This is a genomic window from Streptomyces sp. NPDC001135 (assembly GCF_053598395.1).
Map to the genome: position 1 here is coordinate 97152 of NZ_JBSFKD010000022.1, position 18421 is coordinate 115572.

The 18421-nt window shown below is 73.3% G+C and carries 21 protein-coding genes and 1 riboswitch; of the genes, 12 read left to right on the forward strand and 9 right to left on the reverse strand.

The window, feature by feature from the left end; genetic code table 11:
- Positions 1–85: 85 nt before the first annotated feature.
- Positions 86–226: riboswitch (cobalamin riboswitch) on the reverse strand.
- Positions 227–394: 168 nt separating this feature from the next.
- From ACWC94_RS25570 to ACWC94_RS25580, 3 genes are all read right to left on the reverse strand, one after another.
- The gene (locus ACWC94_RS25570) at positions 395–622 is read right to left on the reverse strand and encodes a hypothetical protein (protein WP_450799342.1); all 228 of its coding nucleotides are present in this window, start codon (positions 620–622) and stop codon (positions 395–397) included.
- 32 nt (positions 623–654) lie between these two features.
- Positions 655–1905 carry an anion permease gene (locus ACWC94_RS25575; RefSeq protein ID WP_450799343.1) on the reverse strand — a complete coding sequence of 417 codons (1251 nt, stop codon included), beginning with the start codon at positions 1903–1905 and terminating at the stop codon, positions 655–657.
- Between the two features lie 143 nt (positions 1906–2048).
- The gene (locus ACWC94_RS25580; protein ID WP_450799344.1) at positions 2049–2795 is read right to left on the reverse strand and encodes a lysozyme; all 747 of its coding nucleotides are present in this window, start codon (positions 2793–2795) and stop codon (positions 2049–2051) included.
- Positions 2796–2985: 190 nt separating this feature from the next.
- Between ACWC94_RS25580 and ACWC94_RS25585 the strand changes: the two genes are divergently transcribed.
- From ACWC94_RS25585 to ACWC94_RS25595, 3 genes are all read left to right on the forward strand, one after another.
- On the forward strand, positions 2986–3648 hold the full coding sequence (locus ACWC94_RS25585) for a class II aldolase/adducin family protein (protein ID WP_450799345.1): 663 nt from the start codon (positions 2986–2988) through the stop codon (positions 3646–3648).
- Positions 3649–3826: 178 nt separating this feature from the next.
- Entirely contained in the window at positions 3827–4954 is a 1128-nt protein-coding gene (locus tag ACWC94_RS25590; protein ID WP_450799347.1) for an alpha/beta hydrolase, read from the forward strand.
- 341 nt (positions 4955–5295) lie between these two features.
- On the forward strand, positions 5296–6750 hold the full coding sequence (locus tag ACWC94_RS25595; protein ID WP_450799348.1) for a hypothetical protein: 1455 nt from the start codon (positions 5296–5298) through the stop codon (positions 6748–6750).
- Positions 6751–6778: 28 nt separating this feature from the next.
- On the opposite strand, the gene ACWC94_RS25600 is transcribed toward ACWC94_RS25595, so the two are convergent.
- Positions 6779–7192, reverse strand: coding sequence for a VOC family protein (locus ACWC94_RS25600; RefSeq protein ID WP_450799349.1), 414 nt, complete (start codon positions 7190–7192; stop codon positions 6779–6781).
- 540 nt (positions 7193–7732) lie between these two features.
- Here ACWC94_RS25600 and ACWC94_RS25605 point away from each other — a divergent pair.
- From ACWC94_RS25605 to ACWC94_RS25620, 4 genes are all read left to right on the forward strand, one after another.
- Complete coding sequence (locus ACWC94_RS25605; protein WP_450799350.1) at positions 7733–8299, forward strand: hypothetical protein; 567 nt, start codon at positions 7733–7735, stop codon at positions 8297–8299.
- A gap of 118 nt (positions 8300–8417) precedes the next feature.
- Entirely contained in the window at positions 8418–10016 is a 1599-nt protein-coding gene (locus ACWC94_RS25610) for an ABC-F family ATP-binding cassette domain-containing protein (protein ID WP_450799351.1), read from the forward strand.
- A 323-nt stretch (positions 10017–10339) separates the two neighbouring features.
- On the forward strand, positions 10340–10561 hold the full coding sequence (locus tag ACWC94_RS25615) for a helix-turn-helix domain-containing protein (RefSeq protein ID WP_004002281.1): 222 nt from the start codon (positions 10340–10342) through the stop codon (positions 10559–10561).
- 128 nt (positions 10562–10689) lie between these two features.
- Complete coding sequence (locus ACWC94_RS25620) at positions 10690–11493, forward strand: enoyl-CoA hydratase/isomerase family protein (protein ID WP_450799352.1); 804 nt, start codon at positions 10690–10692, stop codon at positions 11491–11493.
- Positions 11494–11544: 51 nt separating this feature from the next.
- Here ACWC94_RS25620 and ACWC94_RS25625 read toward each other — a convergent pair whose 3' ends face one another.
- The gene (locus ACWC94_RS25625; protein ID WP_450799353.1) at positions 11545–12264 is read right to left on the reverse strand and encodes a nucleopolyhedrovirus P10 family protein; all 720 of its coding nucleotides are present in this window, start codon (positions 12262–12264) and stop codon (positions 11545–11547) included.
- Between the two features lie 102 nt (positions 12265–12366).
- Between ACWC94_RS25625 and ACWC94_RS25630 the strand changes: the two genes are divergently transcribed.
- Genes ACWC94_RS25630 through amaP form a run of 5 tightly spaced genes read left to right on the forward strand, consistent with a single transcriptional unit; the run spans position 12367 to position 14645 of the window.
- Positions 12367–12840 carry an Asp23/Gls24 family envelope stress response protein gene (locus ACWC94_RS25630; protein WP_450799354.1) on the forward strand — a complete coding sequence of 158 codons (474 nt, stop codon included), beginning with the start codon at positions 12367–12369 and terminating at the stop codon, positions 12838–12840.
- Between the two features lie 46 nt (positions 12841–12886).
- Positions 12887–13081: a hypothetical protein gene (locus ACWC94_RS25635; RefSeq protein ID WP_450799355.1), complete on the forward strand. Its 195-nt coding sequence runs from the start codon at positions 12887–12889 to the stop codon at positions 13079–13081.
- A gap of 6 nt (positions 13082–13087) precedes the next feature.
- Positions 13088–13444 carry a hypothetical protein gene (locus ACWC94_RS25640; protein WP_450799356.1) on the forward strand — a complete coding sequence of 119 codons (357 nt, stop codon included), beginning with the start codon at positions 13088–13090 and terminating at the stop codon, positions 13442–13444.
- Positions 13444–14058 (forward strand): DUF6286 domain-containing protein, encoded by a 615-nt coding sequence (locus ACWC94_RS25645; protein WP_450799357.1) that lies wholly within the window; start codon positions 13444–13446, stop codon positions 14056–14058. The genes ACWC94_RS25640 and ACWC94_RS25645 overlap by 1 nt, the downstream gene beginning before the upstream one ends.
- A gap of 5 nt (positions 14059–14063) precedes the next feature.
- Positions 14064–14645: an alkaline shock response membrane anchor protein AmaP gene (gene amaP, locus ACWC94_RS25650; protein WP_450799358.1), complete on the forward strand. Its 582-nt coding sequence runs from the start codon at positions 14064–14066 to the stop codon at positions 14643–14645.
- A 14-nt stretch (positions 14646–14659) separates the two neighbouring features.
- Here the strand turns inward: amaP and ACWC94_RS25655 are convergent, their stop codons facing one another.
- The 4 genes from ACWC94_RS25655 to ACWC94_RS25670 all read right to left on the reverse strand — a co-directional run bounded on the left by ACWC94_RS25655 (position 14660) and on the right by ACWC94_RS25670 (position 18366).
- Entirely contained in the window at positions 14660–15415 is a 756-nt protein-coding gene (locus tag ACWC94_RS25655) for an SDR family oxidoreductase (protein WP_450799359.1), read from the reverse strand.
- Positions 15416–15420: 5 nt separating this feature from the next.
- Positions 15421–17205: a glycoside hydrolase family 15 protein gene (locus tag ACWC94_RS25660; protein ID WP_450799360.1), complete on the reverse strand. Its 1785-nt coding sequence runs from the start codon at positions 17203–17205 to the stop codon at positions 15421–15423.
- A gap of 80 nt (positions 17206–17285) precedes the next feature.
- Entirely contained in the window at positions 17286–18083 is a 798-nt protein-coding gene (locus ACWC94_RS25665) for an SURF1 family cytochrome oxidase biogenesis protein (protein ID WP_450799361.1), read from the reverse strand.
- Positions 18084–18132: 49 nt separating this feature from the next.
- The gene (locus ACWC94_RS25670; RefSeq protein ID WP_450799363.1) at positions 18133–18366 is read right to left on the reverse strand and encodes a hypothetical protein; all 234 of its coding nucleotides are present in this window, start codon (positions 18364–18366) and stop codon (positions 18133–18135) included.
- Positions 18367–18421 lie beyond the last annotated feature (55 nt).

Here is an 18421-nt window from a genome sequence, read left to right on the forward strand (position 1 = left end):
TGCAGGAGCGGGCCTGGGTCGGGTCCTTGTCCTTCGGCAGCCGAGCATGGCGATCCGTGTCCTCACTCAGGGTGTCCGCGCCCTGGTTCGACGAGATTCGGCGGTGAGAGTTCCTGGCTTCCGGGGTTCTTCCCCGGTGACAGTGGCGGGACCGCGCCGGATTCGCACCGGCTTCCTCTCTTGCCGCCGTACATGGCCCGGGCAGTCCACCACGCGCCCGGAACGGCCGTCAACTTGCCGTTGACCTGCACGGGGAGAGTGTGCCGATCCCCACATCGTGGGGCGTGCGGGGCAGGGGAAAGGCTCCCCTTCCGCGTGACAAAAGGCTCCCCTTCCGCGTGACAAAAGGCTCCCCTTCCGCGTCACGACGGGAGGGGAGCCTTCAGGGGGTGGGTCAGGGCTTGGCCACGATCAGGTAGATGCCGTACGCCACCGCCGCCGCGCACGCGGCGAAGCAGACGTAGGCGCCGGTGACGGCGAGGCCGGCGGAACCGCCCTGGGCCGCGGCCTTCTCGCGCCGGGCCAGACCGTTGATGCCGAGGGTGAACAGGGCCACCAGGCCCACCGCGAACGCGAGGCTGACGCCGAAGACGGAGCCGAGGGCCGCCCAGTCGATCTTCATGATGCTTCCTTCGGTAACCGGGGTGACCGGGGTCAGACGGTGGCGGCCGGCGGGGCGGCCGGAGCAACGGGCTCGGCTGTGGCCGGGGAGGGGATCGTCGCCGTGAGGTCCTCGGCGAGCGTGCCCGCCGGGGGCGGGGTCACCGCGGCGATGGCGGTGGTCACCACGCCGGCCGGCTCCTCGGTGTCGGCGACGACGTTGGTGTGGTCGACGACCTCACGGCGGGAGATCTTCCAGATCGCGGCGCTCGCGCCGACCAGGAAGACGGCGACGACGGCGGTGCCCCAGTCACCGAGGTCCGTGACGGACTCGGCGCCCGCGCCGACCAGCGCGGCGGCCGGGAGGGTGAGTACCCAGGCGACGGCCATCCGGGTCGCGGTGGACCAGCGGACCACCCCGCCCTTGCGGCCGAGGCCCGCGCCCATCACCGAACCGGAGACGACGTGCGTGGTGGACAGCGAGAAGCCCAGGTGGGACGAGGCCAGGATGGCGGTCGCGGCGCTCGTCTGGGCGGCGAAGCCCTGACGCGGCTCCAGGTCGGTCAGGCCCGTGCCCATGGTGCGGATGATGCGCCAGCCGCCGATCCAGGTGCCCAGCGCGATGGCCAGGCCGGCGGAGAGGATGACCCAGGTGGGAGGGTTGGAGCCCGGGGCGATGGCGCCGCCCGCGATCAGCGCGAGGGTGATGATGCCCATCGTCTTCTGGGCGTCGTTGGTGCCGTGGGCGAGGGAGACCAGGCCGGCGGAGGCGATCTGGCCGGCGCGGTAGCCCTTGCGGGTGGCCTCGCCCTCGGCCTTGCCGCCGATGCCGTAGGAGAACCGGGTGGCCAGCAGCGACGCGAGGCCCGCCACGACCGGCGCGGCGACCGCCGGCAGCAGCACCTTGGTGACCAGCACGTCGCCGTGGACGGCGCCGAAGCCGGCGGAGGCGACGGTGGCGCCGATCAGACCGCCCATCAGGGCGTGCGAGGAACTGGACGGCAGACCCACCAGCCAGGTCAGCAGGTTCCAGAGAATCGCGCCGACCAGGGCGGCGAAGATGACCTCGGGACGGATGCCGGTCTCGTCGACGAGACCCTTGGAGATCGTGTTCGCGACCTCCACGGAGAGGAAGGCGCCGACCAGGTTCAGGGCGGCGGACATGGTTACCGCGATCTTCGGCTTCAGGGCGCCTGTGGAGATGGTGGTGGCCATCGCGTTCGCGGTGTCGTGGAAACCGTTCGTGAAATCGAACGCGAGTGCGGTTACCACCACAATCGCGAGGATCAGCGAGAAGCTTTCCATTTACCCAGGCAATCGTTCGAGGTCATTGGCTGGACGACCGTAGGCAACCTGGGTGAACGGAAGATGAACTGAGGCGGGCGTGGCGGTGTCCGAGTGGGGGGAGTGGGGTTTCGTTCGGCCCCCGCGGCCCAGGCGCCCCATGGCTACCGGCCCCGCGCGAGGGTCCGCAGCCGGCTCGCGGACCCGTTGAAGAGATTCTGGTCACCCGGCAGCCGGCCCTTGGTGCCGTACTGCCAGATCGTCCAGTACTGCCATCCGCCCGGCAGCTTCCCCGGACGCGAGGTGCCGTGGCGGGCGATCCACAGGGGGTTGCCGGAGAACGCGCGGCTGTTGCCGGTGCACAGCTTCCACCACTGGGTGGTGGTGTAGATCACCGGGCGGCGGCCGGTCCTCCGCTTGACCTCGTTGCTGAAGGACCGGATCCAGCGGACCATCCGCCTCCTGCCCATCCCGTAGCACTTGTGCTTCTTGTCGTACGGGTTGTACTCGATGTCGAGTGCGGGTGGCAGCGTCCAGCCGTCCGCCCGCCAGCCCCCGCCGTGCCGCACGAAGTACGCGGCCTGCTGGGCGCCGGAGGACTTGTCCGGCCGGGCGAAGTGGTAGGCGCCCCGGACCAGGCCCGCCTTGCGGGCGCCGTCGTACTGCTGGGAGAAGTAGGGGTTGCGGTAGTCCGTGGACTCCGTCGCCTTGACGTAGACGAACCGCGCGCCCTTGGACCGGGCGGCCGGCCAGTCGACGCGCTTCTGGTGCGACGAGACGTCGTGTCCGTGGGGCTTGGCCGGTGCCCGGGTGCCGGCCGCCGCGGGCGCGGTGCCCACGAGGGCGAGCGCCGCCGTGGCCGCCACGAGGACACCGGCGCGGCGACGGAGGCGAGTGCGTTCACGGGCCATATGTCTCCCCGGGTCGGCGGACGGGAGAACGTCCGGCGGGCAAGGCAGACCATTGAAGGCCCGGCGATCATCGAATCTGCGCCTCATGTGCGGCGATTCCCCCCGATCTCCACCCGTTCGGGGGTGCGCGCCCGCGGCCTGGAGCGACCGCCACTCCCCTCTCCGCGGGTGCGGCTGGCAGGATCGCGGCATGGCTGAACAGCGGCGGGACGCGGAACGGGAACGGATCTGGGCGCACCTGGTCGCGACGGCGCGGCGGACCGTAGCCGACGGGCTGGTGGTCGGCACCTCCGGGAACGTCTCGGCACGCGTCGGCGACCTCGTGCTCGTCACCCCGTCGGGCGTGCCCTACGACCGGCTCACCCCGGACGACATCACGGGTGTCGACCTGGCCGGACGCCAGGTGCTCGGCACCCTGGTGCCGACCAGCGAGCTGCCCCTGCACCTCGCCGTCTACCGCACCACCGACGCCCGCGCGATCGTCCACACCCACGCCGTGCACGCGACGGCGGTCTCCACGCTCGTGCCCGAGCTGCCGCCCGTCCACTACATGGCCGGCGCCCTCGGCGGCCCCGTCCGTGTCGCCCCCTACGCCACCTACGGCACCGACGAGCTGGCCGAGAACATGCTCCGCGCCCTGGCGGGCCGCTCCGGCTGCCTGCTGCAGAACCACGGCACGATCACCTACGGCGCCGCCCTCGACCAGGCCTACGACCGCACCGCCCAGCTGGAGTGGATGTGCCGCCTGTGGCTGACGGCCTCCTCGGTGCCGGGTCTCACGCCGTCCCTGCTGACCGAGGCACAACTGAGCGAGGCCGGGGAACGCTTGAAGGGATACGGCCAACGGAGGTGACCCCTTGCCGCGCGACTCGTTCCGCTCTTTCTCGACTGCCTTCACTTCGCTCCGCCGCAACGGCGCTCAGCCACGGCGGAGGCGTCCGGCGGTGCCGGACCCGCCCGCACCCCGACGCTCCTCGTCCGGCCCCACCCTTCCGCTGGCCGGTGGCAGCAACCCCCACGACACTGGACGCGTGCGCCCCGTCAAAGCGACCGCCGCCGCCCTCACCGCGGCACTGGCCGCCGGCATGGCCTCCGTGGCCGTCGGCCGGCTCGCCAGCGACGCCGCGCTGAAGGCACCCGCGGGCCGTCCGCTGCCCACCGAGCCCCGCCTCACCGTGCACGGCACGGCCGCCGGCCGGATCGCGCTCACCCGCGACCTGGCCGCGCTGCGCCCCGGCACCTACGGCCTGGCCGGCGACGGCTCCCACGCGGTCGTCGGCCCCGTCCTGGAGGCGGCCCGGCACACGGCCGACACCGTCGTGCGCCGCCTGGAACGCGTCACGCACGGCACGTTCGCCCCCGGCGACGCGGTGTGGCTCACCCCGAACCTGTACATCGGCGATCCGTCCGCCGCCCTCGGCCTCGACCACGCCGACATCGACGTGCCCGGCGAACTCGGCGAACTGCCCGCCTGGTTCGTACCCGGCCAGCGGGACACCTGGGTGATCGCCGTGCACGGCCTGGGCACCACCCGGGAACAGGCCATGAACCTCATGGGCTTCCTGCACGCCCGCAGGCTCCCGGTCCTCGCCCTCGCCTACCGCGGCGACCTCGGCGCCCCGCGCCCGCCGGACGGCCTGAACCACCTCGGCGAGACCGAGTGGCGGGACCTGGACGCGGCCATCCGCTACGCCGTCCGGTACGGCGCCCGCCGGGTCGTCCTGCTCGGCTGGTCCACCGGCGCGACCATGGCCCTGCGCGCCGCCGAGCACTCAGCGGTGCGCGAGCGCATCGCGGGACTGGTCCTGGACTCCCCGGTGCTCAGCTGGGAGGCCACGCTGCGCGCCCTCGCCCAGGCACGCCACACCCCGCAGCCGCTGCTGCCGCTCGCCGTGCGGGCCGCACAGGGCCGGGCCGGCCTGCACGCCGACCGGGTCGTCGAGATCACCGACCCCGGCCGGCTCGCCCTACCGACCCTGATCTTCCACGGCCCCGACGACCAGGTGGCCCCCTGGGAGCTCTCCCGCCGGCTCGCCCACCGCCGTGCCGATCTGGTCGCCCTGCACACCGTGGCCAGGGCCCCGCACGCGGCGATGTGGAACGCCGACCCGAAGGAGTACGAGGAGCGGCTGCGCCGGTTCCTGACCCCCCTGATGTGAGGGCCCCCGGGTCTCCGGACGCAGGTCCGCGGATCCCCGGTCCACCCGGTGCGGGGCATTCCGTTTAAGGTCGTACGACTGGCTTGATCACCCCACCTCGCCCCGCACCGAACCCCGTGCCTTGGCCAGCCCTGTGGCCCCCCGTGACATTCCGTTTGGGTTTTCGGACCGTCAACCGGAAGACTGCACCCGTGACGTCCCGTATCCCGCGCGACTCCAGGCTCCGACTCGTCCGACCGCGACCCCTGGCCGCCGCCCCCAGAGCTGTGAACCAGCGGCGCCCGCGCCGCCCCGCACCCCGGCCGCCGGAGGGCACGCCCGCCCCGGCCGAACTGGCGAGAATGGCACGCACCGGGCTGGCCGGCCCGGTCCGTGTGGCCCGCTGGGCCGACGCCGCACTCGGCCCCGGCAGCGACGGTGCCACCGCCGACGGCAAGGCCACCCTCTCCGCCGTCACCGCCGAGCGCGCCGCCGCCGACCTGGGCCTGAGCGCCGCCCAGGTCCGCGCCGACTGGGACACCGCACGCCTGGCCGGACTCGTCGAGGTGCACGGGGACAGCGCGCGCCCCGGCTGGCGGCTGCGCGCCTGGGACCGCGACGACAGCGCCGTGCTGCGCGGCTGGGTCGCCCTCTTCGACGCCTGGTCGCTCGCGTCCCCGGAACCCGAGGGGCACGAGCCGGCCGCCGTCGCCGAGGTCGTCTCGGCCATGCCGCAGGTGCTCTCCTTCCTCCAGCTGTCCGCGGGCCCCGTCCCGGTCGAGCAGCTGCTCGACCTGCTCCAGCAGCGGGTCACCGAACTGCGCACGGAGCGCTGCGAGGTCCCCTACGGGCCCGGCACCGACCACCCCACCGGCTCCGGCCCCACGCGGCCGACGGTCCCGGGAGCCCGGCAGCCGGTCGCGCCGCTACCGATGCAGCCGACCGCGCCGGGGGCCCTGCAGCCGGCCGAGCCGGTTTCCCCGCAACTGGCCGAGCCCGGCACCGGACAGGCCGCGCACGGATCCGGACAGCCGGTCACGCACGGGGCCGGGCAGCCGGTGGCCCCAGGCCCGGCCGACCGCGCGACCGCCGCAGGCACCCCGCTCGCCCCGCTCCTCGACTGGGCGCTGCGGGCCCTCGCCGCCGTGGGCGCGCTGACCTACGGCGACGGGCAGGCCACCCTCACCCCCCTGGGCAGCTGGGCGGTCTGGGTCAAGCTGGAGCAGATCTGCGTGGCCGCGCAGAGCCCGGCCGGCAACATCGAGCAGTCGGCCGAGGACATGCTCCGCGGCTGCGCCCAGCTGCGCCCCAACGCCGCCCGCGCCGAATACCGCGCCTGGCTCGCCGCCCGCCCCGTCGGCAGCGCCGTCACCGAGCTGATCCAGGCCGCACGCGGGGAGGACGCCCTGCTGCGCGGCCTGGCCTTCGAGGCGCTGCGCGTCGTCGGCGCCCCCGCCGAGCCCGACGTACGCGCCGTCGTGGACCAGCCCGCGGTCCGGCCGTACGCCCTGTTGTGGCTCGCCGAGCACGACGGCGCCGACCCGGAGGACGCCCACGAGGTCCTGACCCGTGAGGAGGCGACCTGGCTGTGGGTGGACACCGCCGCGGCCGTCGCCGACCACGGCGAGGCGCCGATGCTGGTCCGGCATCTGGAGTCCGCGGTGCAGCCGACGGTCCCCCAGCTGCTCGACGAGGTCCGAGCCGTCGGTCACCCCCGCACCGTGCAGGTCCTGGTCGCGCTCGCCGCCGCACACCCCGACCCGGCCCTCGCCAAGGCCGTGCGCCGGGCCGCCTTCCAGGTGCACACCGGGGGGTGAGCCGGCCCCGGGCCGAGCCGCCCGCGGGTCAGGCGCCGAGCTCCGGGGCGTACGTCCCGAAGCTCCAGATGTTGCCCTCGGCGTCGCGGGCCATGTAGTCACGCGAGCCGTAGTCCTGGTCGGTCGGGGGCATCAGGATCTCCACGCCGTGCTCCAGGGCCCGCTGGTGGTGGGCGTCCACGTCGTCCACGACGACGTACACCCCGGCGGGGCCCGCGTCCTTCATCGCCGCGTCGAACAGGCCGCCCCGCCCCTTGGAGCCGATCATCACCGCGCCGTTGCCCTGGACCAGCTCGGCGTGCATCACCTTGCCGTCCTGCGTTTCGTACACCGACAGTTCGGTGAAGCCGAGGGCCTCCGTGAGCTGCCGTATCGCCGCCTTGGCGTCCGCGTACAGCACCGTGGGGTAGAGGCTCGGCCGTCCGCCGCCCGTACCTGCCATGCCGATCACTCCTTCGTGCGTCGGTTCCGTGGCGCCTCGTCCAGTCTCGCAGCCGCCACCGACAACGCCCGCCGCCGCTGCCGGCCCCACGCCCGGACAGACCTTGCGGTGCCCGGGATCCGGCTGCCGCACTCCTCCCCCGCCCACCCCGTCGCGCTTCGTCCGAAACCTGCCCGTCTCCACCGCCGTACCGCCCCGTCCCCGGACGCACACCCGAACGGGCGATTTCCCGCTCCCGCCCGCCCCGGCACCGGCCCCCGCCCGCCGTCCGCGGCTACGCTCTGCGCCTGATCCGCGGCCGAGGACACCGAAGGGGGACAGGTGGCCACCCCACCACCCGCCGACCACCCGCCTCACAGCCCCGCCGGACCACCGCGCGCAACGCGCCGCACCACCCCGGGTTCCCCCCGCCCCACGACCCACCACGGCCGTACCGCGCGCGTGCGCCGTGCCCTCCGTGTTCTCTGTGGCGTTCTCCTCGCCGTCGGTCTGCTCGGTGCCGCTCACCACGTGCGGCCCCTCCCGTACGGAGACCGTTTCGTGCCGGCCGTGCACGGGCAGCGGCAGCCGCGGGCCGGCGTGTGGACGTCCCGGGCGCGGGGTGCCGTCGTGGTCGCCTACGACACCCGTACCGGCGTACCGCGCTGGCGGTACGCGCGCGTGGGGCATCGGCCGGTCGCCGTGCTGGCCGCGGGCGAGAAGGTGATCGCGCTGTGGGAGGACGGGCTGCTCACCGGCGCCGACGGCCGCTCGGTGCGCTGGCACCGCGCGCTGCCCGACGCGGCCGAGTGGCTCCCCGCCCAGGGCGGCACCGGCGTCCTGCGCCCGCTCGGCCACGGCATCCTCGCGGTCGTCACCCCGCACCGCGTCTCCGCGTACCGCCTCGCCGACGGCGATCTGCGCTGGCTGCTGCCCGCCCGCGCCGGCTGCGCGTTCCGGCCCGAGGGAGCCGTACGGCGCGGTGCGGCCCTGCTGGTCGCCCAGCCCTGTGTGCGAGGGTCCTGGACCGGGCAGCTGGTGGCCCTGGACGACCTCGGGCGGATCACCCCGGACCGCACGCCCCTCGGCAACGATCTTCCGCGGTCCGGTCCGAACGCGCGGACGTAGAAAAACCGCTTGCACGGCCCCGTTAGACTTGTCGCATGGCCATTCTCCTCGCGCATTAGACGGCGGGAACGTCCTCAGCCGCCCACCCGCCAACCCCTGTACGCCCTGGAGTCTGTCCTTGATCTCCGCCTCCGGTATCGAGCTGCGCGCCGGTGCGCGCGTCCTCATCGAGAACGCCACCTTCCGCGTCGCCAAGGGCGACCGCATCGGCCTCGTCGGCCGCAACGGCGCCGGCAAGACCACTCTCACCAAGTGCCTCGCGGGCGAGGGCATCCCGGCCGCCGGCCAGATCACCCGCTCCGGCGAGGTCGGCTACCTCCCGCAGGACCCCCGTACCGGCGACCTGGACGTCCTCGCCCGGGACCGGGTGCTGTCCGCGCGCGGGCTCGACGTGCTCATCCGCAAGATGCGCGAGAACGAGGAGCGCATCGCCAACGGCAAGGGCTCCACCCGCGAGAAGGCCCTCAAGCAGTACGAGCGCCAGGAGACGGAGTTCCTCACCAAGGGCGGGTACGCCGCCGAGGCCGAGGCCGCCACCATCGCCGCCGCGCTGAACCTCCCCGACCGCGTCCTCGGCCAGCCGCTGCACACCCTCTCCGGTGGTCAGCGCCGCCGTATCGAGCTGGCCCGCATCCTGTTCTCCGACGCGGACACCCTGCTCCTGGACGAGCCGACCAACCACCTCGACGCCGACTCGATCGTCTGGCTGCGGGACTACCTGAAGACGTACCGCGGCGGCTTCATCGTGATCTCCCACGACGTCGACCTGGTCGAGACGGTCGTCAACAAGGTGTTCTACCTGGACGCGAACCGCTCCATGATCGACGTCTACAACATGGGCTGGAAGCTCTACCAGCAGCAGCGCGAGGCCGACGAGAAGCGCCGCAAGCGGGAACGCGCCAACGCCGAGAAGAAGGCCGCCGCCCTCAACGCCCAGGCCGACAAGATGCGCGCCAAGGCCACCAAGACGGTCGCCGCGCAGAACATGGCCCGCCGGGCCGAGAAGCTGCTCTCCGGCCTCGACGAGGTCCGGATGTCCGACAAGGTCGCCAAGCTGCGCTTCCCGGAGCCCGCGCCCTGCGGCAAGACCCCGCTGACGGCCGAGGGCCTGTCGAAGTCGTACGGCTCGCTGGAGATCTTCACCGACGTCGACCTCGCCATCGACAAGGGTTCGCGGGTCGTCATCCTCGGCCTCAACGGCGCCGGCAAGACCACCCTGCTGCGGCTGCTCGGCGGCGTCGAGAAGCCCGACACCGGTCAGGTCGTCCCCGGCCACGGCCTCAAGCTCGGCTACTACGCCCAGGAGCACGAGACCCTCGACGCCGACCGCACGGTCCTGGAGAACATGCGCTCGGCCGCCCCCGACATGGACCTGGTCGAGGTCCGCAAGGTGCTGGGATCGTTCCTGTTCTCCGGGGACGACGTCGACAAGCCGGCCGGTGTCCTCTCGGGCGGTGAGAAGACCCGTCTCGCCCTGGCCACCCTCGTCGTCTCCTCGGCGAACGTCCTCCTCCTCGACGAGCCCACCAACAACCTCGACCCGGCGAGCCGTGAGGAGATCCTCGGCGCCCTGCGCACCTACAAGGGCGCGGTCGTCCTCGTCACCCACGACGAGGGCGCCGTCGAGGCACTCCAGCCCGAGCGGATCATCCTGCTGCCGGACGGCGTCGAGGACCTGTGGGGCTCCGACTACGCGGACCTCGTCGCCCTGGCGTGATCCACTGCGTATGGATCATTCGGCCGATCCGTGATCCATCATCTGTGTGAGATCTCCTCGTATCGAGGTGTGTCGTACACGGATTTCGCGGCCGATCCTCTCCGTGTCAAGGGGTCGGCCGCTTCGCGTCGCTGACCTGGCACTTCGCGAATCCACCCGTTCGGCCGTGCGGACACCACTCCATGGAATTGCGTGTTCCGCTTGTGGGGATCGGCTCCTGTCGTCACAACGATGTCTTACGGACCTTGCCGAATGGGTGGCCATCACGCCCAAGAGGGGTGATCATGAGGAGACCAGAGCGCACTTCCCATGAGGAGGCACGGGTGGCCGAGACTCTGAAGAAGGGCAGCCGGGTGACCGGCGCCGCGCGCGACAAGCTCGCGGCAGACCTGAAGAAGAAGTACGACTCCGGTGCGAGCATCCGGGCGCTGGCCGAGGAGACCGGCCGCTCGTATGGCTTCGTACACCGGATGCTCAGCGAGTCGGGCGTCACGCTCCGTGGGCGTGGCGGAGCGACCCGGGGCAAGAAGGCCGCTTCGTCCTGACTCCGGGCGGCCCACCGGCTTCGATGGTGGCCACCCGGTCGGCGATCTGATCGGCCGGGTGGTTACTGTGCAGTCACTTAAGCATGCCCCCGGCATGCCCGGCTGACCGCACCCATCGGAGGCGCCCCATGGCTTCGCCCGACCAGGACCTCGCTCCTGTACTCGACAAGGACGGCGTACGGCTCACCGTCGACGACGCGCTCGCCACGGTGACGCTGACCAACCCGGCCAAGCGCAACGCGCAGAGCCCCGCCCTGTGGCGGGCGCTCACCGAGGCCGGGCGGCTGCTGCCGGGCTCCGTCCGTGTCGTGGTGCTGCGTGGCGAGGGCAGGTCCTTCTCCGCCGGTCTCGACCGGCAGATGTTCACTCCGGAGGGGATCCCGGGCGAGCCGACCTTCATCGAACTCGCGCGCCGTGACGACGCCGGGCTCGACGCGAGCATCGCCGAGTTCCAGGAGGCGTTCACCTGGTGGCGGCGGAACGACATCGTGTCCATCGCCGCCGTCCAGGGGCATGCCATCGGGGCCGGCTTCCAGCTCGCGCTCGCCTGCGATCTGCGGGTCGTCGCGGACGACGTGCAGTTCGCCATGCGCGAGACCAGCCTCGGCCTCGTGCCCGACCTGACCGGCACGCACCCGCTGGTCGGTCTCGTCGGGTATGCCCGCGCACTGGAGATCTGCGCGACCGGGCGGTCCGTCGGGGCGGAGGAGGCGGTGGCGTCCGGGCTGGCCAACGTTGCCGTGCCGGGCGGACAACTGGACGACGCCGTACGGGACTTGGCCGCGGCGCTGTTGGCTGCGCCGCGGGATGCGGTGGTGGAGACCAAGGCGTTGCTCCGTGGTGCCGTTGACCGTACGTACGACGAGCAGCGTGCGGCCGAGCGGGCTGCCCAGGCTCGGCGACTGCGGGACCTGGCCGGCGTGGGCGAATGAGCCCCGCGCTGGTACGGCGCCCCGCGGGACGGCTGCCCACAGCGGCGGCCCCTAGTCCACCGCCGTCACCAGCACCGCTACCGTCGGGCGGTCCTCCAGCACGTCCCGGACGACCTCGCGGACCCGCCGGGCCACCTCCACGGCCCGGTGGTCCGGGCCGGTCGTCAGCTCCACGCGCACGTGCCGGTGCGGCAGCGCCGTACCGGTCGTGCGCTCCTGCAGATGTACCGCCCGGCCGAGACCGCCCAGGGAACCCGTCAGACCGGTCACCCCGGGGACGGTCAGTGCGGCCTCGGCCACCCGCGTCTCGTCCGGGTCCATGGGCCGACGCGCGGGTGCCGGCCGTGGCGCACGCCGCTGAGGGGCCGCCTCCTCCGTCTCCAGCAGGTCGGTCACCCGCAGGTCGACCTCCGTCACCACGAGCCCGAGCCGCTCCGCCGCAGCCGTCGCCAGGGCCAGCCGCACGCGGGACGCCACCGCCGGCAGCGGCTCGTCCGCCGTCGCGGCGAAGTCCGCCGTCAGCCGCAGCGCGCCCGGCGGCAGCGCGCTCGGCGGAGCCGGTACGACGGGCTCGCGCACCTCGTCCGGGTCGGCGAGCAGGATCCGCAGCGCGCCCAGCCGCACCCCGGGCACCCCGGCCACCGCGCGTTCCAGCACCGCCCCGGCGGCGCCCTCCGCGATCCAGGCGCCGTCACATGGCCCGCCCAGCGGCAGCAGCCGGCCCAGCGCCCCTTGATGCCGTACGACCTGTGTCCATCGCTCCGCCGTCATTCCACCAGCCTGCCGTATCACCGGCGCGCGGCCGGGGAACCTTGCATACGGTGGTCACAGGGGACGAACGGAGGGGACGACGACCGAAAGGGACGTACGGCGATGACCGACATGACGACGACCCCCGAGGACGACCACGAGCCGCAGGTGGCGACCCGTAAGGCCACCCGGCGCGGTGGCGGCGATCCGGCGGCGCGCGGACGGACGACCATCGCCGACGGCGTCGTGGAGAAGATCGCGGGTCTCGCGGCCCGCGACGTGGTCGGCGTCCACGCCCTGGGCAGCGGCCTGGCCCGCACCCTCGGCGCCGTGCGCGACCGGGTGCCGGGCGGCTCCAAGTCGGTGACGCGGGGCGTGAAGGCCGAGGTCGGCGAGGTGCAGACCGCGCTGGACCTGGAGATCGTCGTGGACTACGGCGTCTCGATCGCCGATGTCGCCCGCGCCGTACGGGAGAACGTGATCGTCGCCGTGGAACGCATGACCGGACTCGAGGTGGTCGAGGTCAACATCGCGGTCAGCGACGTCAAACTGCCGGAAGAAGAGGACGAGGAGCCCGAGCCGCCGCGCATCCAGTGACGCGCCGGCGGCCCGACCCCCCACCCGATGAGCTGAGGAGCGCCGCATGAGCATGGCAGTGATCGGCATGATCGCCGGAATGGGGCTGGGCTTCGCCGGGTACTTCGGCGGCTTCGCCGCCTTCCTGCTGGTGGCGGCGCTGGGGGCGGTCGGGTTCGTCCTCGGCCGGTTCGCGGACGGCGACCTGGAACTGGGTGACTTCTTCCGCACCCGTGTCGACCGGCGCGACCGGCGGCGGTGACCGGCGGTGACCGCCGAGACCGGCGTGGTGCGCCCGGCGTCGGCCCTCGTGCCGCCGGGCGAGCGCGGCGCCACCCGGATCGCCGACCGGGTCGTGGCGAAGGTCGCCGCGCAGGCGGCCCGCGAGGCGCTGCAACCGCTGCCCGCCGGCGTGGCGGCCCCGCACGCCACGGTCGTCGTCCACCGACAGGCGGCCCGGGTGCACGTCCATCTCGAACTCGGCTATCCCTGCGACATCGGCGCCCACTGCGCCGCCGTGCGTCGCCAAGTCGCCGAGCGGGTAGGTGCGTTGGTGGGCATGACGGTGCCCGAGGTCACCGTCCGGGTCGAACGGCTGCACCCGGCACCGCACGGGAGGGCGTGATGAGTGAGCCCCGGACGACCACCCCGACCCTCGACAAGGACCCCGGAGCCGGCCCGCCCGCCCCCGGCGAAGGCAGCGGCCGCTTCTGGTCACCGCGCCGCGTCCCGGCCGCCGTCGCAGCGGTCCTGCTGCTGGCCGGCGCCGGGCTTCTGCTGTACGACATCGCCGCCGTACGGGCCCACCACCCCGCCATGCGCTGGCGGCGCGCCCTGGCCCGGCAGCTGGCCGAACGGCCCCTGGACGACACCTGGGTGCTGACCGGCGCGGCCGTCGCCGCCGTTCTCGGCCTGTGGCTGATCGTCCTCGCGGTCACCCCCGGCCTGCGCGGTCTGCTGCCCATGCGGCGCCCGCACCCCGACGTCCGCGCCGCACTGCGGCGCGACGCGGCGGCACTCCTGCTGCGCGACCGGGCCATGGACGTGTCCGGGGTCCGCGCGGCCCGGGTCCGGGTGGGCCGCAGAAGGGCGGACGTCCGTGCCGTCTCGCACTTCCGCGACCTGGACGACGTACGCGCCGACCTGGTCACCGTCCTCACGGACGCGGTCCGGGGGCTCGGCCTGACCCGGCCGCTCACCCTGTCCGTGCAGGTGACCCGGCCCGGACGGAAGGGGTGACGTCGATGCGCGGGGCCGGCCTGCACCGTGTCGTCCTGGCCCTCCTCGGCCTGTTCCTGCTCGCGCTCGGCGGCGCCGTGCTGGCCGTCGGCCTGGGCGCCCCGCCGCCTTCCTGGTGGATCCACACGGGCCCGCACGACGTCCTGCTCACCCGGGCCGAACGCACCCGCTGGCGGGGCACCGACTGGTGGTGGGCCACGGTCGTCGGGGGCCTGACCATCGTGGTCCTGCTCGCCCTGTGGTGGCTCACGACGGCCCTGCGCCGCCGCCGGGCGACCGAGATCCTGATCGACAGCGGCGACGGCGGCTCCGCCCTCCTGCGCGCCAGGGCCCTGGAGTCGGCCCTGGTCCAGGACGCCGTCCAGCAGGAGGGGGTGGCCCACGCCGAGATCCTGCTGCGGGGCCGGCGTACGAGGCCCACGACGAGGGTCCGGCTCCACCTGGAGCCGGGGGCGGACGCGGCGGCGGTCCTGACCGGGTTCACGAACCAGGCCCTGGCTCACGCACGCCGGTCGGCGGGCCTGGCGTCGCTTCCGGCGGAGGTACGGCTGAGGGGGGTCAAGCACCGTGCGGAGAGGGTCACCTGACAGCGGGGGTGCCGTCAGAACCCGTGCCGCATCCCCCCGTCCACGGGCAACATGACCCCGGACAGATAGGACGCGGCCGGAGACATCAGGAACGCCGCCACCTTCCCGAACTCCTCCGGCGTCCCGTACCTCCGCAACGGAATCCGGGACTCGTTCGCGGCCCGAGTGGCCTCGGGGTCGGCGGACAGCGCGTCGAGCTCCCGCACGCGGTCCGTGTCGATACGCGACGGCAGCAGCCCCAGCACCCGGATCCCGCGCGGCCCCAGCTCGTCCGCCAGGGACTTGGCGAATCCGGCGAGTCCCGGCCGCAACCCGTTGGAGATGGTCAACCCCGGAATCGGCTCGTGCACCGACGCGGACAGCACGAACCCGATGACCCCGCCCGGCTCCAGTTCGGCCGCCGCGGCGCGCGCGAGGCGCACCGCACCGAGGAACACCGACTCGAACGCGTCCCGCCACTGCTCGTCGGTGTTGTCCGCGACGAACCCCGGCGCCGGCCCGCCCACGCTCACCAGCATGCCGTGGAACGCGCCGAAGCGCTCACGCGCGGCCGCGATCAGCCGCTCCGGAGCCTGCGCGTCGGCGTTGTCCACGGCGAAGCCGACCGCGTTCGCGCCCAGTTCGGCGGCGGCGTCGGCCACCCGCTTCTCGTCGCGGCCGCTGATCACGACCTTCGCCCCGTCGGCGACGAGTTCCCGCGCGACGGCGTTGCCCAGCCCGCGGGTCGCCCCGGTGACGACGTACACCCGGTCCTTCAGTCCAAGATCCATGGCCCCTATCCTGCCTGGTCGTCCCCGAACAGCGTGAGCGCGGTGTTCACCAGCCCGATGTGGCTGAAGGCCTGCGGGAAGTTGCCCAGCTGGCGGCCGCGGACGGGGTCGTACTCCTCGGCCAGCAGCCCCACGTCGTTGACCAGGCCCACCAGCCGGTCGAACAGCTCCCGCGCCTCCTTCGTCCGGCCCGTCAGGTGCAGCGCGTCGGCCAGCCAGAACGAGCAGGCCAGGAAGGCGCCCTCGCCGCTCGGCAGCCCGTCGACCGTCGAGTCCTCGGTGTCGTAGCGGCGCAGGAAGCCGTCGTGCCCGAGGTCGTCGCGGATCGCGTCGACCGTGCCGACCACCCGCGGGTCGTCGGCCGGCAGGAAGCCGACGCGCGGGATGAGCAGCAGCGCCGCGTCGAGTTCACGGGAGCCGTAGTACTGCGTGAAGGTGGTGCGCTCGGGGTCGAAGCCCTTCTCGCACACCTCCCGGTGGACCTCGTCGCGGAGTCTGCGCCAGCCCTCCAGGTCGCCGTCCAGCTCCTTGTGCCGCTCCAGGGTCCGTACGGCCCGGTCGGCGGCCACCCACACCATCACCTTGGAGTGCACGAACTGGCGCCGGCCGCCGCGCACCTCCCACAGGCCCTCGTCCGGCTGCCGCCACGCCGACTCCAGGAACCGCATCAGCGAGCGCTGTATGGCCCACATGTGCGGCCGGGTCGGCAGGCCCGACGCGCGGGCCAGCGACAGGGAGTCCATCACCTCGCCGTACACGTCGAGCTGGAGCTGGTCGACGGCGCCGTTGCCGATGCGTACGGGGGAGGAGCCGGCCAGGCCGGGCAGCCAGGGCAGTTCCGCCTCCGGCAGCCGCCGCTCGCCCGCGACGCCGTACATGATCTGCAGGTCGGCCGGGTCGCCCGCGACCGCGCGCAGCAGCCAGTTGCGCCAGGCCTCGGCCTCGTCGTGGTAGCCGGCGGTGAGCAGCGCCCCGAGGGTGAGGGTGGAGTCGCGCAGCCAGCAGTACCGGTAGTCCCAGTTGCGCACGCCGCCGGGCTGCTCGGGCAGCGAGGTGGTGGCCGCGGCGACGATCCCGCCGGTCGGGGCGTAGGTGAGGGCCTTCAAGGTGATCAGGGACCGCACGACCTCGTCCCGGTAGGGGCCGTCGTAACGGCACCGGCGGGCCCAGCGCCGCCAGTCGCGGACGCTGGTCTCCAGGGCCTCGTAAGGGTCGACGAGCGGCGGCCGGCGCTCGTGCGAGGGGTGCCAGGTGAGCACGAACGCGACCCGCTCGCCCTCGCCGACGGCGCACTCGGAATGGGTGCCGTAGTCCTCGCCCCAGGTGCGCACGGCCGGTTCGGAGCGCAGCCAGGCCGAGTCGGGCCCCGCGACGGCCACCCGGTGCCCGTCCGACCGGCGCACCCACGGCATGATCGAGCCGTAGTCGAAGCGGAGCCGGAGGGTGCTGTGGACGGTGACCCGGCCGCTGACCCCCTCGACGATGCGTACGACGTCCGGGGCGCGGTCGCGCTGGGGCATCAGGTCGGTGACGCGGACCGTGCCGTCGGCGGTCTCCCACTCGGTGTCCAGGACCAGGGTGTCGGAGCGGTAGGCGCGGCGCGTGCAGGTGTCCGCTCCCTCGGGGGCGATCCGCCAGTAGCCGTGGTTCTCGTCGCCCAGCAGTTTCGCGAAGCAGGCGCCGGAGTCGAAGCGCGGCAGGCACAGCCAGTCGATCGAGCCGTTCCTGCCGACCAGCGCGGCGGTCTGCTCGTCCCCGATGAGGGCGTAGTCCTCGATGCGCGCGTCCACGGGATGCGGCTTCCCGGCGGACCAGGGGGCCAATCAGGGGGTGCGCCGGGGGAGTGAAGCCCCCCGGGGGAAGCCCGGGATCACACCGCGGCCGGTTCCGACTCCTCCGGCTTCGCCTCCGCAGCGGCCTCCTCCTGGTCGCGGATCTCCCGCCGGACCAGGCACCACCAGCCGACCGGGACGGCCGCGGCGAACAGCCACCACTGGATCATGTACGCGTAGTTGAGCGGGGCGTCCTCGCTGCCGGGGTCGGAGATCTGCTCCGGCGAGCCGCCCTTGGCCGCGGGCGCCGTCTGCTCGACATAGCCGCCGAGCACCCGCGCGCCGAGCCGGTGCGCCTCCTCCGCGCTGTTGATCAGCATGATCTGCCGGTCGGGGAGGCCCTTGACGTTCTTGATGCCGCTGGCCGCGGTCGTCTCGTCGGCCATCAGCCGCCCGGTGACGGTGGTGCGGCCGGACGGCGGGGCGGGGATCTTTGGGAAGGCGGTCTGGACTCCGCCCGCGGGGATCCAGCCGCGGTTGACGAGCAGTACCTTGCCGTCCGTCAGGACGAACGGGGTGAGCACGTGGAAGCCGACCTCGCCGTCGGAGCTGGTCCGGCGCCGGACCACGACCTCCTTGGCGGTGTCGAAGGTGCCGGTCGCGGTGACCGTGCGGTACCTCTCGGTGCGGGTCACGGCGTGCCCGGGGGAGGCCAGCCGCTCGACCGGGACCGGCTTGGCGTGCAGTGCCGAGGAGACCAGGTCGTTGCGGGCGGTGCGCTCCAGGTACCGGTGGTGCTGCCAGAAGCCCAGCCTGATCATCGTCGGGATCAGCGCGATCGCGACGAGCGTGAGGATGACCCACTGGCGGGACAACAGGAAGCGGTAGCGGTGCACCCCACGACGGTACCTCCGAGCCGTGGGGTGCATTCGGGCGGGTACCGGGTCACACCCGGTCGACGATGCCCGTCTTGCCCTCGGCCCGGGCGCAGTGGGCGCCGCAGTACCACTTGCCGTCAGCCTCCACGCCCTGGCCGATGATCTGCACCCGGCAGTGCTCGCAGAGGGGAGCCATCCGGTGGATGGCACAGGAGAAGCAGTCGAACACATGCACCGCGCCCTGTGCGTGGACCTCGAAGGTCATGCCGTAGTCATTGCCGCAAACTTCGCATTTCGCCATGCGCCACAGGGTGGGCTGTCGCCGGGGCGAGGGCGAGCGCGTTCCGGGTGAGTCG